Annotated in this window: 17 protein-coding genes; 3 read left to right on the forward strand and 14 right to left on the reverse strand. The window is 59.8% G+C overall.

From position 1 onward, the window contains the following. The gene (locus HMPREF3149_RS01490) at positions 1 to 1,524 is read left to right on the forward strand and encodes an alpha-(1->6)-mannopyranosyltransferase A (RefSeq protein ID WP_070536028.1); all 1,524 of its coding nucleotides are present in this window, start codon (positions 1 to 3) and stop codon (positions 1,522 to 1,524) included. Here the strand turns inward: HMPREF3149_RS01490 and HMPREF3149_RS01495 are convergent. Further along, positions 1,493 to 1,885, reverse strand: a complete 393-nt coding sequence (locus HMPREF3149_RS01495) for an Rv2175c family DNA-binding protein (RefSeq protein ID WP_371440932.1) — start codon at positions 1,883 to 1,885, stop codon at positions 1,493 to 1,495. The two genes, HMPREF3149_RS01490 and HMPREF3149_RS01495, sit on opposite strands and share 32 nt — an antisense overlap. Positions 1,886 to 1,941: 56 nt before the next feature. Here HMPREF3149_RS01495 and HMPREF3149_RS01500 point away from each other — a divergent pair, with 56 nt between their 5' ends. Then, positions 1,942 to 3,192, forward strand: a complete 1,251-nt coding sequence (locus HMPREF3149_RS01500) for a protein kinase domain-containing protein (RefSeq protein ID WP_070536031.1) — start codon at positions 1,942 to 1,944, stop codon at positions 3,190 to 3,192. Positions 3,193 to 3,217: 25 nt separating this feature from the next. Here HMPREF3149_RS01500 and HMPREF3149_RS01505 read toward each other — a convergent pair whose 3' ends face one another. Beyond that, on the reverse strand, positions 3,218 to 4,606 hold the full coding sequence (locus tag HMPREF3149_RS01505) for a class II 3-deoxy-7-phosphoheptulonate synthase (RefSeq protein WP_042531585.1): 1,389 nt from the start codon (positions 4,604 to 4,606) through the stop codon (positions 3,218 to 3,220). Between the two features lie 60 nt (positions 4,607 to 4,666). After that, positions 4,667 to 5,176: a polyadenylate-specific 3'-exoribonuclease AS gene (locus HMPREF3149_RS01510; protein WP_042531587.1), complete on the reverse strand. Its 510-nt coding sequence runs from the start codon at positions 5,174 to 5,176 to the stop codon at positions 4,667 to 4,669. A 59-nt stretch (positions 5,177 to 5,235) separates the two neighbouring features. Here HMPREF3149_RS01510 and HMPREF3149_RS01515 point away from each other — a divergent pair, with 59 nt between their 5' ends. After that, positions 5,236 to 6,015, forward strand: a complete 780-nt coding sequence (locus tag HMPREF3149_RS01515) for a glycosyltransferase 87 family protein (RefSeq protein WP_246819911.1) — start codon at positions 5,236 to 5,238, stop codon at positions 6,013 to 6,015. Between the two features lie 34 nt (positions 6,016 to 6,049). On the opposite strand, the gene HMPREF3149_RS01520 is transcribed toward HMPREF3149_RS01515, so the two are convergent. The 11 genes from HMPREF3149_RS01520 to HMPREF3149_RS01570 all read right to left on the reverse strand — a co-directional run bounded on the left by HMPREF3149_RS01520 (position 6,050) and on the right by HMPREF3149_RS01570 (position 18,343). Next, the gene (locus HMPREF3149_RS01520; protein WP_070536037.1) at positions 6,050 to 6,796 is read right to left on the reverse strand and encodes a lysophospholipid acyltransferase family protein; all 747 of its coding nucleotides are present in this window, start codon (positions 6,794 to 6,796) and stop codon (positions 6,050 to 6,052) included. A gap of 64 nt (positions 6,797 to 6,860) precedes the next feature. Beyond that, positions 6,861 to 7,817, reverse strand: a complete 957-nt coding sequence (locus tag HMPREF3149_RS01525; protein WP_070536039.1) for an ROK family protein — start codon at positions 7,815 to 7,817, stop codon at positions 6,861 to 6,863. A gap of 23 nt (positions 7,818 to 7,840) precedes the next feature. Next, positions 7,841 to 8,974, reverse strand: coding sequence for a glycosyltransferase family 4 protein (locus HMPREF3149_RS01530; RefSeq protein ID WP_070536042.1), 1,134 nt, complete (start codon positions 8,972 to 8,974; stop codon positions 7,841 to 7,843). 3 nt (positions 8,975 to 8,977) lie between these two features. Then, positions 8,978 to 10,024: a C40 family peptidase gene (locus HMPREF3149_RS01535; protein ID WP_042531594.1), complete on the reverse strand. Its 1,047-nt coding sequence runs from the start codon at positions 10,022 to 10,024 to the stop codon at positions 8,978 to 8,980. A gap of 164 nt (positions 10,025 to 10,188) precedes the next feature. After that, a complete protein-coding gene (locus HMPREF3149_RS01540) occupies positions 10,189 to 10,824 on the reverse strand; it encodes a C40 family peptidase (RefSeq protein ID WP_042533343.1) in 636 nt (211 codons plus the stop codon). Between the two features lie 1,044 nt (positions 10,825 to 11,868). Beyond that, a complete protein-coding gene (locus HMPREF3149_RS01545; RefSeq protein WP_042531595.1) occupies positions 11,869 to 13,491 on the reverse strand; it encodes a cytochrome bc1 complex cytochrome b subunit in 1,623 nt (540 codons plus the stop codon). Beyond that, a complete protein-coding gene (locus HMPREF3149_RS01550) occupies positions 13,491 to 14,711 on the reverse strand; it encodes a cytochrome bc1 complex Rieske iron-sulfur subunit (protein ID WP_070536045.1) in 1,221 nt (406 codons plus the stop codon). Before HMPREF3149_RS01550 ends, HMPREF3149_RS01545 begins: the two co-directional genes overlap by 1 nt. Next, positions 14,708 to 15,595, reverse strand: coding sequence for a cytochrome bc1 complex diheme cytochrome c subunit (locus tag HMPREF3149_RS01555; RefSeq protein ID WP_070536048.1), 888 nt, complete (start codon positions 15,593 to 15,595; stop codon positions 14,708 to 14,710). The genes HMPREF3149_RS01550 and HMPREF3149_RS01555 overlap by 4 nt, the downstream gene beginning before the upstream one ends. 65 nt (positions 15,596 to 15,660) lie before the next feature. After that, on the reverse strand, positions 15,661 to 16,245 hold the full coding sequence (locus tag HMPREF3149_RS01560) for an aa3-type cytochrome oxidase subunit III (RefSeq protein ID WP_181815463.1): 585 nt from the start codon (positions 16,243 to 16,245) through the stop codon (positions 15,661 to 15,663). Between the two features lie 567 nt (positions 16,246 to 16,812). Continuing rightward, positions 16,813 to 17,244, reverse strand: a complete 432-nt coding sequence (locus HMPREF3149_RS01565; RefSeq protein WP_042531601.1) for an aa3-type cytochrome oxidase subunit IV — start codon at positions 17,242 to 17,244, stop codon at positions 16,813 to 16,815. A gap of 19 nt (positions 17,245 to 17,263) precedes the next feature. Further along, complete coding sequence (locus tag HMPREF3149_RS01570; protein WP_070536050.1) at positions 17,264 to 18,343, reverse strand: aa3-type cytochrome oxidase subunit II; 1,080 nt, start codon at positions 18,341 to 18,343, stop codon at positions 17,264 to 17,266. Positions 18,344 to 18,673 lie beyond the last annotated feature (330 nt).

Below are 18,673 nucleotides of genomic sequence, written 5' to 3' on the forward strand. Positions count from 1 at the left end.
ATGGCCGCCCGCTCGTCCACGCGCCTGACACTGCGCGTCCCCCAGCCTCTAACTCTGGGCATCGTCGCCGCGACCATCCTGGCGCTGGCTTCCTTCTCCGGTGGTGCCTCACGCAACCGGGGAGGCGTTCTAGAAGCCCTCAACATCGGTTTTCTGTCCTACGGTCACGGCCGCAACATTGGCATGGTGCTCTATTGGATAGGCCTCTTTGGACTCGTCGCCGCCTGGGTGCTGGCGGGACGTCACGTCATCGCGCCGCAACTGAAGGAGCCCACACCGGAAGGGGGTCTGCGCGAGATCCAGCGCATGCTCCTCTGCTGGATTGCCCCGCTTCTCGTCGCAGCTCCCTTGGCCTCCCGAGATGTGTATTCCTACCTCATGCAGGGAGCGATGGTGCGCGATGGTTTCGATCCCTATACAGAAGGCGCAGCGGTTAACCCCGGACCTTTCCTACTTGAGGTCTCTCACGACTGGCGCAACACCACCACGCCGTATGGTCCGCTTCACCTGTGGATGGGCAACGCCGTCACGCACCTCGTGGGCGATCACGTTGCGGCGGGCATCATTGTCTACAAGGCGATTTCCGTCCTTGGTTTCGCGGCTATCGCCTGGTCGATTCCGCGCCTTGCCCGCTCTATCGGCGGCGATCCAGCGCTAGCGCTGTGGCTAGGCGTGGCCAACCCCGTCATGATTTTGCACCTCATTGGCGGTATGCACAATGAATCTGTCATGGTCGGGCTCGTATCTGTGGGTCTCTTGGCAGCAGTGCACCACCGGTTCCATGCCAGCCTTCTCCTCGTGGGCGTTGCGGTCTCGCTCAAGGCCACGGCAGTCATCGCCGCGCCGTTTATCGTTTGGCTCATGGTGCACCGCTGGGCTCCGGACGGTACCCGCATGGTCAAGCGTGTCGGTATCTTCCTCATGGCGGGGGTTCTCGCCGTGGCGGAGGTTGCGGTGGCGGTGGCGGTGATCACGTGGGCGTCGGGAAGCTCGTGGGGATGGCTGTCACAAATCAGCGGCAACTCGAAGGTGATCAACCCGCTAGCGGGTCCAACGCTGCTTGCCGACGTCCTCGTGCCCCTCATCCAGTTCTTCTCCCCCGACACCACATACAACGACGTACTGGGCGCGCTGCGCTCCGCCGGCATGGTGCTCATGCTTCTGGGACTTGTCCTGGTGTGGTGGTGGGGACGCACCGGCGTGCGCCGAGCCATCGCTGGCACGGCCGCCGCCTACCAGGTGGCCTTTGTCTTCAACTCGGTAACACTGCCCTGGTACTACGCATCGGTGCTGACGCTCATGGGCACGTTCCGCCCACCGCTGTCCATCATCAAACTCACGACTGGCGCAGCACTGTTCATCGGCGTCGCCTTCGCCGGCGATGGAAACCACCAGCTCTATAACTGGTTCTGGGTCATCGGCATGATCGTGGTGGCTTGGACAGCCACGCAGTGGATTTTCGCGGGCGTGCCTTCGTCTGCTACCGCGTCCACTAAAAAGCCGACGCCTGCGCGCGCCGAATAACTTCGCGCGCGAGGTGACCGTGCAGGCCATCGATGGGACGGCCTGGCAAGGAATCATCCTCAGTAAACAGGTGGGCAAGAATTTCGTTATCACTCCACCCGTTGTCCGACAGCACCGTAATCACGCCAGAGACGTACTTGGAAATCGCGCCCTTGGTGTTGAAGAAGGCGGCTGGGACACGTCGGTTACCCTCCGGATCACGCCAGGCGATGAACTTGCGGGCATTGAGCAAATCAAAGACGCGGGTAATCGGCAGGTCTAGCTTCTCAGCTACCTCCTTGAGCGTTAGAAGCTCCTCACCCGCCAGAAGTTGCGGCAGCTCGGGATGGGAATTTTCGTGAGAGTTAGCAGAATTAGTCACAGACACAACTGTAGCGGGATCACACTTTGGCGCGGGGATCGGCCATACTGGAATCCATGACGAGGCTGAACGTGGGCGATATTCTTGAAGGACGCTACCGCATCGATCAGCCGATCGCCCGCGGAGGCATGTCCACTGTCTACCGCTGCGTGGACATGCGTTTGGGCCGCGCCGTAGCCGCTAAGGTGATGGATGAGCGCTACCACGATGACCCCGTCTTCGTTACCCGTTTCGAGCGTGAGGCCCGCGCCATGGCGCAGCTCAGTCACCCCAACCTCGTCGGGGTCCACGACTTTTCCGCAGACGGGCTGCCCATCTATCTCATCATGGAGCTCATTACCGGCGGCACGCTGCGCGAACTCCTAGCTGAGCGCGGTCCCATGCCGCCGCATGCCGCCGCCGGGGTCATGCACTCAGTGCTGGCGGGGCTCAGTGAGGTCCACGATGCCGGACTTGTCCACCGCGATATCAAGCCGGACAACGTCCTCATCACCAACACCCACCGCGTCAAGGTTGGTGATTTCGGTCTCGTGCGCTCAGCACGCGCCGAGCACGACAGCTCCGGCCACATTGTCGGCACCGTCAGCTACCTCTCCCCCGAGCAGGTAACAGGTGCAGACATCACCCCCGCCTCTGATGTCTATTCAGCCGGAATCGTCCTCTTCGAGCTGCTCACCGGCACTGTCCCTTTCTCCGGTGAAACCCCACTGGCGCATGCCACCGCTCGTGTCCATGCGGATGTTCCGGCTCCGTCCTCTCGTATTGAGGGCGTGCCCATGCTTTTCGACGCCCTCGTGGCCACCGCCACCGCACGCCATCCCGCTGAGCGTTTCGCCGACGCCGGTGAGTTCCTCGACGCGCTCGATGACGTCTCCCGCGAGCTCCAGCTACCGGCCTTCACTGTCCCCATCCCTCACAACTCGGCCGCGGCACGCACGGCCGCCGTTCCCACCGACTTTGGAGGCGCGGGCAATACTCGAGTCTTTGACGCAACCTCGGCGATTGAAACCCCTCGCGTAGAAACACCCGTCTATGACGGCCCCTCTTATGAGACGAGAGTCGAGCCTCCCTTGGCTCCCCCACCAGCTGCTCCGCACACTGCTCCCCCGGCTCCCGTGGATGAACCCTACGCGCCTCCGGGTGCTATCGAGGAACCCGAGGAACGCCCGCTCAGCAACCGCAGCGCGGTCGCGCTCATCGGCTTCCTCATCCTGGTCGGCCTCGCCACGCTCGCTGTTGCCGTCGCAGCGTGGTGGTTTGGCTCCGGAGAATACGGCACGTGGCCGATCCTCTGGAGGCCATACTAACCTGCGGCGAAAGTGCCGCAGCTTGCTAGTTGCGCAGCATCTCCGCAATGAGGAAGGACAGTTCCAGCGACTGCTGGGTGTTCAGTCGCGGGTCCACGGCGGACTCGTAGCGGCCCGGCAGATCCACGTCCGTGATGTCCTCAGCACCACCGAGGCATTCGGTGACATCCTCACCGGTGAATTCCAGGTGCACGCCACCCGGGTGGGTGCCCAGCTCGCGGTGGACCTCGAAGAAGCCCTGCACCTCGTCGACGATCTTGTCGAAGTGACGGGTCTTGTAGCCGTTGGAGGCGGTGAAGGTGTTGCCGTGCATCGGGTCCGACTGCCAGACCACCTTGTGGCCGGAGTCCTCCACTGCCTTCACAATCGGAGGAAGGACAGAGCGCACCTTGTCGTGGCCCATGCGGGCAATCATGGTGAGGCGACCCGGTTCGCGGTTGGGATCGAGTTTCTCTGCGTACTCAACAGCCTGCGCCGGTGTGACACCTGGCCCAAGCTTGATGCCTACCGGGTTACCGATGATGGAGGCGAACGCCACGTGGAAATCCTCAATGCCACGGGTGCGCTCACCAATCCAGAGCTGGTGCGCGGAGAGATCATACAGCTTGGTATCGCCGTTAGTATCGGTGCCCAAGCGCAGCATGGAGCGCTCATAGTCCTTGAGCAGTGCCTCGTGCGAGCAATAAATCTCTGCCGAGCGCAGGGTCTCATCGGAGACACCACATGCATTCATGAAGGCCAGGCCGTTCTCAATCTCATCCGCAAGCGCCTGGTAGCGCGCACCGGCCGGGGAGTTTGCCACGAACTCACGGTTCCACTCGTGTAGGCGGTAGAGATCGGCGGTGCCGGAATGCGTCAGGGCCCGTACCAGGTTCATGGCCGCCGAGGAGTTCGCATAGGCACGAATCATGCGGGCGGGGTCATGGCGGCGAGATTCCTCGTTGGCCTCCACACCATTGACGATGTCACCGCGGTAGTTGTACAGGCCGTTGGCATCCAGATCCGATGAACGAGGCTTCGCGTACTGGCCGGCAATACGGCCTAGCTTCACCACCGGAGTCGAGGCGCCGTAAGTCAGGACCACGGCCATCTGCAGCAAGGTCTTGATGTTGCCACGGATGTGCGGCTCAGTGTTGGACTCGAAAGTCTCCGCGCAGTCGCCGCCTTGAAGAAGGAAAGCGTTGCCCAAGGCTACATCGGCAAGCTTGCGCTTGAGCTCCTCAATCTCAGGGGCCACGACGATGGGCGGGACGGATTCCAGAATCTTGCGCACATTATCCGCCTGCAGCTGGTCCCAGCTGGGCTGCTGCTTGGCTTCGCGGGCGATGGCGTCCTGGAACTTCTCGTTGATTCCCTCCGGCAGCGGCGGGAGATCGGGAAGGGCGTCTTTGGGGATATCTACTGTCCAACTCACACCCAGTATTAAACCACCTTGCACCTATAGCGCGTTAGTTAATCCCCCAATCTCCCCACCTTATAAATTCACGCGGTTACCGCGAGTCAAGGGCAGGTGCTGCTCACAGGTGCGGAACTTGGCGAGGTTATGGCGGGCGTCGACAAGCGCATCGTGGTTACCATTCGGCACCGGCGGCAGTTTCGGACGCCCCGCAAACTCCCAATACTGCTTCAGCTCGCGCGTATAGCGGGGCAACCCCTTGGGAAGGCCCGCCATGTCACCCCACAGCTGAGCCAGAACGACATGGTCATAAGCGCCTACCCAGGCCCACAGCTCAATGGGGGTGGACTGGCGCCCTATGAACTCAAGGAGCTCCTCGCGGATAGTGTCACGGGATTTCCAGACCGGATTCCCCGGACTCGGCAGTTTGTCCAGGACGTTCTCGCGCACCCAAGCATTGGCTTTGGCCGGGTCAAAGTCGGTGGACACTGCGTAGTACTCGCTACCGTCTTCGCCCACGATGCCGATGGAGACCAGTTCAATGGTCGATCCGTCCTCGATGAACTCGGTGTCGTAGAAGTAGCGCACGTTGTCGTATCCTAGTCCCTCCCCTTAATCCACCGTCACTGGGGCCTATACTCAGGGCAGTGACAAAATCTCTCCGCTCCTCACTTCTTCCCCTCTGCCTCGTTGGCCTGGCAGCGATGGCGTGGCTGATGTATCTCTCGCCCTACGGAGCCGGGGACGGTAGCACACCGCGATACGCCATTGACCTCGATGTATACCGTGAAGGCGGGTTCCTTTCCTGCGGCGCCCTCGGGTTCCTCGCAGCCCCTGGCAGCTCTCTCACCTACTGGGCTCGGGCTCTATGGGATCCCTCGCGCATCGGGAACATGGCGTACTCCGGTAACCAGTCTCTTCGCGGCATGGTTAGCCGTATCGCTCCCGAACATGCCTCATCGATGTGGTCCCTCGGATGCATCATCACTATGGCGGCACTGTGGTGGATTATGAGGTGGATTGAAGAGCACACCGGCGACGAGGTCGCTCTCATGCTCCTGGCATCCTCCGCAGCCCTACTGTGTTCCCCTGTCTCATGGTCCCACCACTACACGTGGCTCAGCCTGGCCGCGGTCTACCTTGTGCTGCGCCGACGCTGGACTTTCGCCGCCCTCACGTGGTTCGTCCTCCTCGCCCGCGGACACTGGCTCGTCCCCTACGCAGACCACCGCGAGCTAGGGTGGTCGTGGTGGCAGCAGATTCCCGGTAATGACTATGTTTTTGTCACCGTAGTGCTCGTCATAGCAAGCGTCTGGTTCTCCAGCGGCTCAATGGGCGCTACTTGGCGGCATCCCCATGCCCGCGGCTTCACCGACCACCCCAGCACGACGCCTTGTCCAAAGCCCACAGCGCCTGAGAGCCGCTAGGCACGGCGCTGGGAGAAAAACAAGAGCTCACAGACTATCGGGCCTCCGGACTGGGCTCGGCCCCTTCCGGGTAGCCGTGTCCAGCTTGCAGGGAAGCCTTAACGTCGGAGGCATAGACGTCCACATAGGGCTGTCCCGTCAGCTCCGACAACTGCTTCATTACATAATCGGTAAAGGCACGTGCGGTCTCATACTCATCAGGATCCATACCACGCTCGGCCGCCCACGCCTTCGGATCGATGGGTTCGCCCACGCGCATACCGACGCGTACGGGGCGCGGAATCCACGAACCGATGGGGTTAGCCTTGCGCGTATTAATCATCGCGATAGGCAGCACTTTTTCACCGGTAGTCAGCGCGATGCGCGCCATGCCAGTGCGCCCCTTGTAAATACGGCCATCCGGCGAGCGCGTGCCCTCTGGGTAGATGCCAAACAGATCACCGCGACCCATGATGCGCTCGGCGCTAGCTAGCATGGCATCGCCCGCGTTCTTGTCCACGCGATCGATCGGTACCTGGCCCACGGAGCTAAAGAACCAGTTCTGAAGGCGACCTACAAGACCCGGCGTAGTGAAATACTCGCTCTTGGCCAAGAACGTGATCTGCCGCGGGCACAACAGCGGGAAGTAAAACGAGTCCATCACGGCCTGGTGCGAGGACGCGAGGATAGCCGGGCCGGTCTCCGGGATGCGATCCATCCCCTCGGACCACGGCCGGTTCCATACCCGCAGAGCAGGGCCAAAGAAGATGTGTTTAAATGCCCAGTACCACTTGTTTCGCATCGCTTATAGTCCTATCTGGTTGTGCAGGCCACGCGGAAGAATCCGCGACGGGAAGTGTGCGGTGTTAACCTCGGCGCTCCTGACGGGCTAGATCAGCGACTCCGATCATACCCGCAGCCGAACCCAACTCGGCAGTCGCGACGCGCGCTAACGGCCGGTGACCGGCGCCAACAATCTGACGAGCCATACACTCCCGTGCTGTATCAAGGTACAGATCCGCGTCTTGGGATACTCCCCCACCGATAACAATGAGCTCTGGATCCAGCACATCCGCCACCATGGACAGCCCCTGTCCCAGCCAGTGGCCAAAGTCCTTCATCACTGCAACAGCCAAAGGATCTCCCTGACGAGCAGCTGCGGCGATCTCCTCCCCGGACGGAGTCTCCGACAACGTGGTCTCATACTGCCCACGCAGATCCGCGACTGTATCCGGCAGCGCGGTACCGGAGGCATAGCGCTCCAAACAGCCGCGCTTACCGCAGGAGCACACGCGTCCGCCTGGGTTCACAACGAGGTGCCCGAACTCAGGAGCGGTGCCGAAAGCTCCGCGATAAATCCGTCCCTCCGTGAACAGCGTTGCACCTATGCCAGTACCGACGGCAAAGAAGACCCATTCTTGCGCACCCCGGCCAGCGCCGTAACGCCACTCGCCCCAAGCCGCTGAGTTGGCGTCGTGCTCGAGGCGAACCGGAACATCCAAACGCTTGCTCAAGGTCTCACGCACCGGCGCATCACGCCAGGGAAGATGAGGGGCAAAACGCACAACTTCACACTCGGGATCCAAGAAACCGGCGAGAGCCAACCCCACTGCATCGATGTCATGGCGGTCCGACAATTCATCCACGCAGCGCACGATGTCATCGTCGAGCTGAGCTGCGTCCATCGCCGTGGGCACGCTCATAGAATCTAGGATTTCCCCCGCCTCATCAATCACTGCTGCGCGCAAGTTGGTCCCGCCGATGTCGAAGCCAATGGTGAGGCTCGTAGGGTCGCCGTCGGCGGAGGAAGAGTGTTCAAGCATGACTAGTAGGATATACCTCAGCCTTAGGTGTGGTCACATTCAAGAACATCCCGCAGGCGCGCTCCCATGATTTCCCACGTCCAGTGCTGTTCCACGTGGCGGCGCCCAGCGGCGCCCATGCGGTGCCTCAAGGGGACGTCACCAAGCAACTGCTCCAACGCCTCCACCAGCTCAGGCAGTGAGGAACCCCGGACCACCACGCCCGTCTCAGGCGTTACGGTCTCCGGCGCGCCACCTGAATCCCCTGCGATGACCGGCAGCCCTGCCGCCTGCGCCTCGAGGTAGACAATACCGAGGCCTTCGACATCGAGCCCTCCCCCGCGCGTACGCGCTGGCATGGCAAAAATATCGCCGGCATGCAACGCCATCCTCAACTCCTCGGTGTCACGTGCCTCCCGGAGCACAACATCCGGGCAATACTCCTGCGCCAGCTCGCGCAGCGTCGCTTCGTAGCTACCGCGTCCGATGATGAGCAGCTGCGCGTCTGGAAAAGCAGTGCGAACCTGCGGCATGGCCCGTACTAGCTGATCTTGACCCTTGCGCGGAACCAGCCGTGAGATACACACGATGACTGGACCAGATCCCAACCCAAAGTGCTCCCGAGCTCTCGCCTTCTCTTCTCCTGCCGCCGGCGCAAAATCCTCGAGATTCACCGCCGACGGCAAATGCACCCAGCGGGGGCGCGGCCCGAAGGCTCCCATCAGCCGCCCCCGCGTGTACTCCGAAATGTACGTGACCACGTCGGAGGAATCCCCAATTCGCCGCAACGCTTGCCGTGCGCCGGGAAGCATCGACCACCCCACCTCATGCCCATGGGTGGTTGCCACAATGCGCTGCGCGCCCGCCTTTCGCGCGGCGGGCGCCATCAGTGCCAGTGGAGCGGCCGCGCCAAACCAGACGGTCTCGATGTTGTTCTCACGGATTAACCGCTGCATCTTTCGCGCTGTTGCCGGGGTGGGCAACATGACCTTGCGTGGCCAGCGAACAACTTCATACCCCACGCCACGGTCATACTCGGCGGCAGCGTGTTCGTTCTGGGTTGAGGCAAACACCACGACATCACGCGGGTCGATAGTGCTCAGAAAATCTCGCAGGTAGGACTGAATCCCACCAATAGTTGGCGGGAAGTCATTGGTTACCAGGAGCGTACGTGGCATGCGCTAGTACCGAACAGCGCCCTGCACTGGCATCGAATGCAGGGGAACCACGGCGACGGGAACACCGTAGGTCGACGCATGGACTACTTGCCCCTCACCGATGTACATTCCGACATGGGTAATGCCTGCATAGTAACCAACGATGTCACCAGGTTGCAGCTGGTCGAGCGGGACTGGCGTACCACCGGCAATCTGTGCCTGCGAGGTACGCGGGATGCTCTTGCCCATCTGCTGGTAGCTCCACACCATCAGTCCAGAACAATCGAAGGTAGTAGGACCAGTCGAGCCCCATTCGTATGGTGCACCCAAACGGGTCATGGCAGCTTGAACCGCTGCCGAACCAGAGCCATCAGCAAGTGCTGCGACGTCAATGTCCGAAGAACCGCCAAAGTGGTTAATCCACGCTTCGCGTTCCTCTGGACTCAGCGCATCAATCTTCTCCTCCAACTCCTTCTGCTGCTCCTCGAGCTCAGCCTGTTCCTTCAACAGCGTTTCACGCTGAGTGTGCAGCTCATCGCGGTGCCGACGGGCATCATCAGCTGCGACGACAGCCTCGTTGTGTGCCTCGTCCGCTGCAGCCGCCGCAGCAAGCATCGCTTCCTCTTCACGCTTGGCTGCCTTTGACAGCGCCCCAAGATAGCCCATGCGTTCCACGGCACTGGCGACGTCCTCAGCGTCGAGCGCCGCCGCGATTGGCGACGCCGCGTCCCTTCTGTAGCGCGACTGCGCCAACGCGTCGATGCGCTTCTGCTGTGCGGCAACAGCAGCTGCTGCATCCGCAGCCTTACGCTGGGCATCGGCCGACGTTGCGTCAAGCTCGCCGATTCGTTTTTCCGATTCCGCAAGCTCATCCTCGAGGCCCTTAACCTCCTCGCCCTTGGCGGACACGCGTTGAGCGACATCTGCCATCCGATCGATAAGGCTTGCACGATCCTCTGGCGTCTCCTCCTGCTGAACCTCTTGAGCCACCACGGAAGGCGAAACAATGCTCAGCGGAACAGCCGCCACCGCACATGCGGTAACGACACAAGCAATACGGCGACGCAACATGGACACCCCAGGACACTAAGAGAATGCTGATATTTGACTGAAGTATAACCTCAGACACCGGAAAATAAAAGACTACCAGTCAACAATAGCCGAACCCCTTCCCCGCTCTCATCATTGACGTGACAAGAGTGGCGGAAGGGGTGAAATGATTCGCTGAGCTGCTTTTAGAAGCGGACTGCGGAGTGAATCGGCATGTAGTTCAGGGAACGCTCGCCCACCGGAGTGCCGGTATTCAAAGCGTCAATGATGGTGCCGTGGCCGGTGTAGATACCGACGTGGGAGGCGCCAGAGTAGTAGACGATGATGTCACCCGGCTGCAGGGCGTCCAGAGAAACCGGAGTGCCGGCAGAAGCCTGTGCCTGGGAGGTGCGCGGGATGTTCACGCCCGCCTGGCGGTACGCCCAAGAGGTGAGGCCAGAGCAATCAAAAGCGCTCGGACCATTAGCGCCGTAGACGTACGGGGAGCCAACGGCAGAACGAGCAGCCTCAAGCACCTTCTCACCTACAGATTGGACCGGTGCCGGGGCTGGGACCTCAGCTGCCGGAGCCTCAACGGAGGCAGCGTAGCCAGAACCCTGGTTGGACTTCAGGGACGGGACATACTTTTCAACGTTAGGGACCTGCTTAAGGTTCGGGACATTCTCCAAACCAGCGACATCAAAGCGGATGTCAGTGTTAGGAACGACGACCTCAGCGGCGTTGGCGGCAGCCGGTGCGGTGACGGCTGCAGCAGCTGCGACTGCAGCGGTGGTTGCAATGCGACGGGTGTTCAGGTTGCCCTGACGACGGTGCTTAGCCACGAATTTAAACTCCAAATCTTCCTGTGCGCCTACCCTCGCTACTTTTCGAAGGTTCGTCACCTTCCAAGGCATAGCGAAAGCTCTAACCCATGGGCGGGCCTAGCGTTCGACGATGACCCATTCCTGTAGAGCCATCTCCGCTCGGCCCCCGACGTTAGGAGGGGCCAGACGCGGCGCTTAATTCTTCAGTTCGTATTGAGCACCGGTGATTGATACACCGTGTCGGTTACTCAATGTCTCGAATAGGTTACGAAATCATCACAAGCGATGTCGAGTTAGAAACGCAATCCAGGCTTCGTTACCGTCCTGTTATCAAACGTCAACCCAAACGAGACCCCCACACAACATCGAACGCCATTCACGCCCACAAGATCACCCAAATCGCCCACGACCAGCTGAAACATCCAGCCCGCACAATCATCTACGACTGGACCAATTTCATTTTTCACAGGCCTTCCGGAAGCTAAAAAATTGTATTGTGACCTTCGTCACCCTTGTGTAATTCGGCGTAACTTTAACCCCAACCGACCCTACATACACACCTTCACCACAGCCATAAACCGCCGTTTTCCAGCAGTTTTCCTGTCGCCCACGTCACTCAGCTTCGAGATCTGAGACTCAAATACGGCCAACAAGAGCCAGTTCACCAACACAATCCGCAGGTGAACAAAAGGTTAACCGACACCTCATGCTCTTTCGCCATGGCTTCAACCCCCTCATGAACAATGTTTCCCGCCGTCGAATCCGCTGCCAACTCAAGGGAAGCACGCTGTCCCACGCCTAAGGGTCAACTACCGTTTCTTCTTTCGGGCATCTCGAAACGCCACCGATCATCCAGCACCGCATGCGCCACCTGCAATCGCTTAAACCAAGGCCACTCATGCAGGCGACTAACGTGGCCAGCCATATAGAACTGAACCCAGGTTGATGGAGGGGGCGTCGTAAAGCAGCCCCGAGGACCCCCAAGCGAACGCAAAAGCCCGTCCCCCACCTCGTCATCGAAGGTGAGAAACGGGCTCGGTGAGCGTGTTTCAGAGAGTGGCGCTAGATGCGGCCGTTCTCTTCGTCGTCACGACGGTTAGCCTCGTTGAGCTGACGGAACATCTCCGCCTCCTCAGCGTGGTTCTCCTCGTGGATCTCGTGGACACGGGACATCAGGGCCGAGTCATCCGGGGAGAATACACCCTGGGTTTCGGAGTCAGCCAGACCAAGCTGGTTAAGCTGCTTCGGAACCTGGGCACCGGCGTACTCGAGCGGAATCGGGTGACCATGGTCATCGACCGGGCCGAGCGGCTGGTGAACCTCGATGAAGGCACCATTCGGCAGCTGCTTGATGACACCGGTCTCGATACCGTGCTCCAGAACCTCGCGGTCGGAGCGCTGCAGACCAACGCAGATGCGGTAGGTCATGAAGTAGGCAATCGGCGGCAGGACGATAAGGCCGATACGGCCGACCCAGGTCATCGCGTTCAGCGAAATCTGGAAGAAGTTCGCAACGTGGTCGTTACCACCGGACAGAGTCACCAACAGGAAGAAGGTGATGGCCATTGCACCGATAGCGGAGCGAACCGGAACGTCACGCGGGCGCTGGAGGAGGTTATGGTGTGCGTCGTCGCCAGTGAGCTTCTTCTCAATGAAGGGGTAGGCGAAGAGCAGGATAACCATGACACCACAGAGCAGCGCGACCCAGAATGCCGACGGAATGGTGTAGTTGCCGATGTAGAGCTCCCATGCCGGCATGACACGAGCAACACCGTCAGTCCACAGCATGTAGATATCCGGCTGAGAACCAGCGGAAACCTGGGACGGATTGTAGGGTCCAAGGCTCCAGATGGCGTTAATGGTCAGCAGACCAGAGATGAGTGCCAGCACGCCAGCAACCATCAAGCCCATACCAATCGCCTTGGTGGCGAAGACCGGCATAATGCGGACGCCGACAACGTTGTTCTCTGCGCGACCCGGTCCAGGGAACTGGGTGTGCTTCTGGAACCACACCATGATGAGGTGGGCTGCGATGAGGCCCAGGATGATGCCCGGGATAACCAACACGTGCAGGATGTAGAAGCGATCCAGCATCAGGTCGGACGGGAAGTCGCCACCGAAGATAGCCCAGTGCAACCAGGTACCAATGATCGGCAGACCCAGGATGATGGCGGACATGATGCGCAGACCAACACCGGAGAGCAGGTCATCCGGGAGGGAGTAACCGAGGAAGCCCTCGATCATACCCAGGAGGATGAGTGCGCAACCGATAATCCAGTTAGCCTCACGCGGACGGCGGAAGGCGCCGGTGAAGAAGATGCGGAGCATGTGGGCAATCATGGACATCATGAACATGAGTGCTGCCCAGTGGTGCATCTGGCGGACGAAGAGACCGCCGCGAACCTCGAAGGAGAGGTCCAGCGCCGTTGCGTAGGCGCGAGACATCTCGACGCCGTTGAGCGGGGTGTAGGCACCGTCGTAGATGACCTTCGTGATGGAAGGGTCAAAGAACAGTGCAAGGTAAATACCGGTCAGCAGCAGGATGATGAAGCTGTACAGCGCCATCTCACCAAGCATGAAGGACCAGTGAGTCGGAAAGACTTTGTTGAGCTGGGTACGCAGGACGCCGGCGGCAGAGTAGCGCTCGTCCATGTTGTTGCCCATCTTGGCAAGTTTGTTACTCATTATGACTTACGCTCCCAGAATGCAGGTCCGACGGGCTCAACGAAGTTGCCCTTGGCAACCATGTAGCCTTCGTCGTCCACCTCGATCGGCAGCTGCGGCAGTGCACGGGCGGCCGGGCCGAAGACCGGCTTGCCGTAGTGCAGAGCATCGAACTGCGACTGGTGGCACGGGCAAAGAATGCGGTTGGTCTGTGCCTCGTACAGAGAGGTCGGGCAACCGATGTGGGTACAGATCTTGGAGTAGGCGTAGTAGTCGCCGTAGTGGAAGTCCTCCTGGCCCTTGCGCTCGATGGCCTTCTTAGCGTCATCGTTGCGTAGGCGGATGAGCATCACAGCATTGCGGTTTCCGTGAATGGAGTGCATGTGATTCTCGTAGACGTCCTTTTCCTCAGACCACTCAGCGCCGTCGTTGACGTCCTCAGCGGCGAGCGGGAAGACGGTCTCCATGCCGCCCGCTGCAAGATCCTCCGGACGGACACGAACCAGGCGGGCAAGGCCGCGGGTGGTGTAGTGCTCACCGGACTCACCTGCGTGCTTCTCGGCGATGGTACCGGTGTCACGCGCGAGGTAGAGCTTGACGCCCTTCTCGTGCATGGTCCAGCCGGACGTCCACAGGGTGCCGTCACCGGCGTAGTTCAGCTCGTGGCGCTTCTTCCACGGGTTGTTGATAGCACCACCGAGCGGGGCGATGACAGTCAGGCCGAAGAGAACGCCGGCTCCACCGAGGAGTCCTATGATGGTCTTACGGCGACCCAGGGTGGAGGTGTTCCACGAGTCGTTCAGAAGTGCGGTCAGGGTGCGGCGGTCAACCTCATCGGAAGGACCGTCGTGGCGACGCTGCACGGAAATTTCTTCCGGCAAGATCTTCTTGACGTACTGGACGATGGCAAAGCCGAGACCGAGGATGCACAGACCAGAGGTCACGCCGAGAAGCGGGGTGTACAGGGTGTGCCACCACAGGCCATCCTCACCCAGCATCTTGTACTGCCACGGCCAGAACAGGTACACGCCGAGGAAGGCGATGCCCATCAATACGGAGATAAGCAGCCAGAACGTGATGTTAGCGGCGGCTCGCTTTTCAGCCGGGTCGCCGTCCACCGGGAAGCGCTCCTTGCGGAACGCAACGGTGACGTCATCAAGCTCGGTACCGAGCGCGGCGAGCTCGTCGTTGCTCATGGCATCGAGCTCTTTGCGAGAGTAATTCTTCTTTACGTTGCTCATGAGCGAGATCCAATCCACATAGCGGCAACGCACAGAAGGCTGATGCCGATGATCCACATTGCCAGGCCCTCAGCCACCGGGCCGAGACCGCCAAGGTCCCAACCGGCCGGGGACGGGGTTTCCTTCGCAGACTTGAGGTAGGCGATGATGTCCTTCTTCTCATCTGCGGTCAGCTGACGGTCGGAGAACTTCGGCATGTTCTGCGGACCGGTCAGCATTGCCTGGTAGATCTCCTGCTCGTTGGCAGGTGCCAGCGGCGGAGCAAACTTACCGGAGGACAGCGCGCCACCCTGGCCGGTGAAGTTGTGGCAGGAAGCACAGTTCATGCGGAAGAGCTCGGAGCCCTTGGCAACGTCCTCCGCCTGAATCTGGCCGTTATAGTTAGCGCCGCGAAGGGACTCCTGCGCAACGGAACCGTCCTCGTTGTAGACGATGTCCGCGCCGCCGCCGTTGGCGGCAACGTAAGCGGCAAGAGCCATAGTCTGCTGCTCGGTGTAGCGCGGGGTCTTGCGCTCAGCCTGTGCGTCGTTGGACATCATCGGCATGCGGCCGGAGTGCACCTGGAAGTACACGGAACCGGCACCGATACCGACGAGGGAGGGACCGCGGTCCTTAATACCCTGGAGGTTCGCGCCGTGGCAGGTGATACAAGCAACTTCGTAGATGTCCTTGCCCTCTTGAACGAGAGCTTGGTCATCCTTAGCAGCGGTAGCGACCTGAGCGTCCGGGGTCAGGGCGGAAGCCAAGACACCAGCGCCGGTGAGACCGATGCTCAGTGCGAAGACGCCTGCAAGCGTGCGCTTCGCCTTGCGGCGACGGCGGGTCTTCTTAGCCGCGACAGTGGTCTCCTCCACTGCGGCGGGTTGCTGGATGTTATCCATCATTTTCCTTTAGATAACTCGTACATGGAAATGGATGGCTGTAGGCCGGATGCTCCGGCACCTACGGCCTACTGAACTAGGTAGATGACTACGAACACGCCAATCCACACAACGTCAACGAAGTGCCAGTAGTAAGACACTGCCATCGCTGCGGTTGCCTGTGCCGGCGTGAACTTGGAGCGAGCAATACGCGCCAAGATAATTCCGAAGGAAATCAGACCTGCGGTCACGTGCGCCGCGTGGAAGCCGGTCAGAATGTAGAAGACCGAACCAAACACGGAGGACTGCACAGTCACACCTGCCATGATCAACTCTGTCCACTCGAATGCCATGATGCCCAAGAAGACAACACCCAACGCGAGGGTCACCGAGTACCAGAGTCGGAGCTTGTATACGTCACCCCTTTCTGCTGCAAACACGCCGAACTGGGAGGTCACGGAGGAGAGAACCAGAACAGTCGTGATGACAAAGCCCATCGGCACGTTGATGTGCGCGGTGTGCTCAGCCCAGTCACCCTCCTGGCCGTTCGCACGCGAGGTGAACCACATCGCGAACAGTCCAGCAAAGAACATCAATTCCTGAGACAGGAACACGATGGTGCCCACGCTGACCATGTTGGGTCGGTTCAGCGCGGCAACACGTGGTGCTGCCATACCTTGGTTAGAAACTACGCTCGTCACGCATAACAGTATGGCCGGTCGGGACTCATAAGTCATCTCAATTCCCCCCGATTTTTTGAGGCCGCGACATAGACCTTCACATGTCCGTCAGGTCCCAACCACACAAAAGTCTTCTAAAAGTTCGTGGGAACTTATTGCGGCGCTTTCCGACGCCCCATTAATGCAGGTAGCACGATTCCCACTCCCCCAAGGCCAAGATGCTGACGTAGCACCGCATGATCGCGACAGACATACGCGAGCTCTTCGCGCAGTTCTTTCAATGAGATAAATCACAAGTAGATTCGGGGGCATTAGCGCAGGTTTGCAACTTTCGGATGACCCCCGAAAAAATAGCGTTTAACGTGCTGGAACTGGCAAGGGAAAGGCGTAGATAAGCGCCTGGCATGCTTCCCCGACTCCCCCGCCTTAAAAATTTTCCGACAACCCGGGAACTTTGCAGCACAGATTCCGACCCGCTGAGATCGACAAAGCCCCCGACCCAAAAAGAGGGTCGAGGGCTCGAGAAGTCGTGGCGCTAGTACGCGCGGCAGATAAGGCGCTTTAGTGCTTTTCCTTCGGCAGACCGTACTGCAGGGACAGGCCGGTTACGGAGGTAACAAGGAGAACTGCACCCAAGGCAATCAGCCAGTAGTAAAGGAAGATGACGCCAAGGCCAAGAACGGCAATGGAACCGGTCATTGCCAGCGGCCAGATGGAGCTCGGAGAGAAGAAGCCGAGGATACCGGCCTTGTCTTCAGTCTCTGCCTCTTCCCAATCTTCCGGAGTCAGGTCGACGCGGTTATCAGTGAAGTGCAGGTAGCCACCCAGCATGATGCACAGGAGCACCGCAAGGAGCATGCCCACAATGCCGACCCATTCCGGTCCGTAAAGATAACCGTCATCCTTGACGTAGTTAACGCCAACGATGTAGACGATGAGCGACACAAAGAGGTAGACCGCGATGGAGTAAAAGACCTTAGATGTTGCACGCATTGTGTATCAGTTCCTTTTCTTATGCTGCTTCGGCGGTGTCGACGAAGTTGTCGGCATCGCGGGTATCGCGCAGGGAGTTGAACGGAGACGTGGTCACCGCGTAAGGCTCCTCACCAATATGCTCGAGAGCCTCAGCGTTGGTAGCCTCCGGGTTCTGCTCGCGGAACTGGAGGTACTCGTTGAAGTCAGCGCGGTCAACGACGCGAATCTCGAAGTTCATCATGGCGTGGTAGGTACCGCACATCTCGGCACAGCGACCAACGAAGGCGCCCTTCTCTTCAATCTTCTCCACCTGGAAGCGACGCTCCTGGGCGTTCTTTTCCGGGTGAGCGTAGACGTCACGCTTGAACAGGAACTCCGGAACCCAGAAGCCGTGGGAAACGTCACCCGATGCGAGGCGGAACTCAATCGGGGTATCAACCGGGAGAACCAGAACCGGAATCTCCTCGGTGGAACCTACGGTCTCAATCTTGTTGAAGTTGAGGTAGGAGATGTCACCGGTGGATTTGCCGTGAATCGGGTTCGGGTTCGGGGTGCCCTCCGGGTCGATCGCGGACTCTTCAGCAAGCTTCTGACGCTCAGTGTCGGCGCCGTCGTAGTTCTCGCCATCCACCTTGTTCTCTGCGTAACCGAACTTCCAGTTCCACTGGTACGCGGTGACGTCAACGGTGACCTCAGGGTTCTTATCCAGAGCGGTGACCTTCTGCTGCGCCTGCACAGTGAAGAAGAAGAGGGTCATGATGATAAGAATCGGCATAATCGTCAACGCCAGCTCGAGCGGCACGTTGTACTGCAGCTGCTTCGGGAACTCGCCTTTGCCAGCCTTCTCCGCCTTCTTCGCATTCCAGCGGAAGATAGCGGTGAGGAAGAGACCCCACATAATGAAACCGACGATCCATGCAGCAACCCAGACCCAGATCCAGAAGTTGTACATCGATTCAGCCTCAGGGGTAATGCCCTTTGGCCAGCCGAAACCAAGAAGGTTCTCCATGGCCGTCGGTGCCGCGACGTCACAACCCGCCAGAGCGAAGCCGCCGAGGGCGACAACGCCCGCTAGACCAGCCTTGCGGGCGAGATTGCGTTCTTTACGCTGTCCCACGTGTGTTCTGCCTTTCTGTGCACACAAACTTCTCGAATACTCATAGAGCATTCCTACCCAATCAGGATAGAGCATCACGCTCGACTTTCAGACCTTTTACGTGGTCCAATCAGGCGTGAAAGAAGCTCCATAAATAATGAACGCAAGGGATGTTACCGGCCCACCTGCATAAGATCACTCCAGCGCCCCCACCCTCCCCCTGTCGCTTATGATCCAATTCACAACCCTGGTGGGCTCCCATCATCCGAAAGTTCGCACCCTAACGGGGAGCGCGGCGCGGGGTTCGCAGATCCCCTCACCGCAGCCGTAAAGTGTGTCGCAGATGAACCT

Origin of the sequence: Corynebacterium sp. HMSC05E07 (genome assembly GCF_001807225.1) — a bacterium.
In the GTDB taxonomy this organism is placed as follows: Bacteria; Actinomycetota; Actinomycetes; order Mycobacteriales; family Mycobacteriaceae; genus Corynebacterium; species Corynebacterium singulare.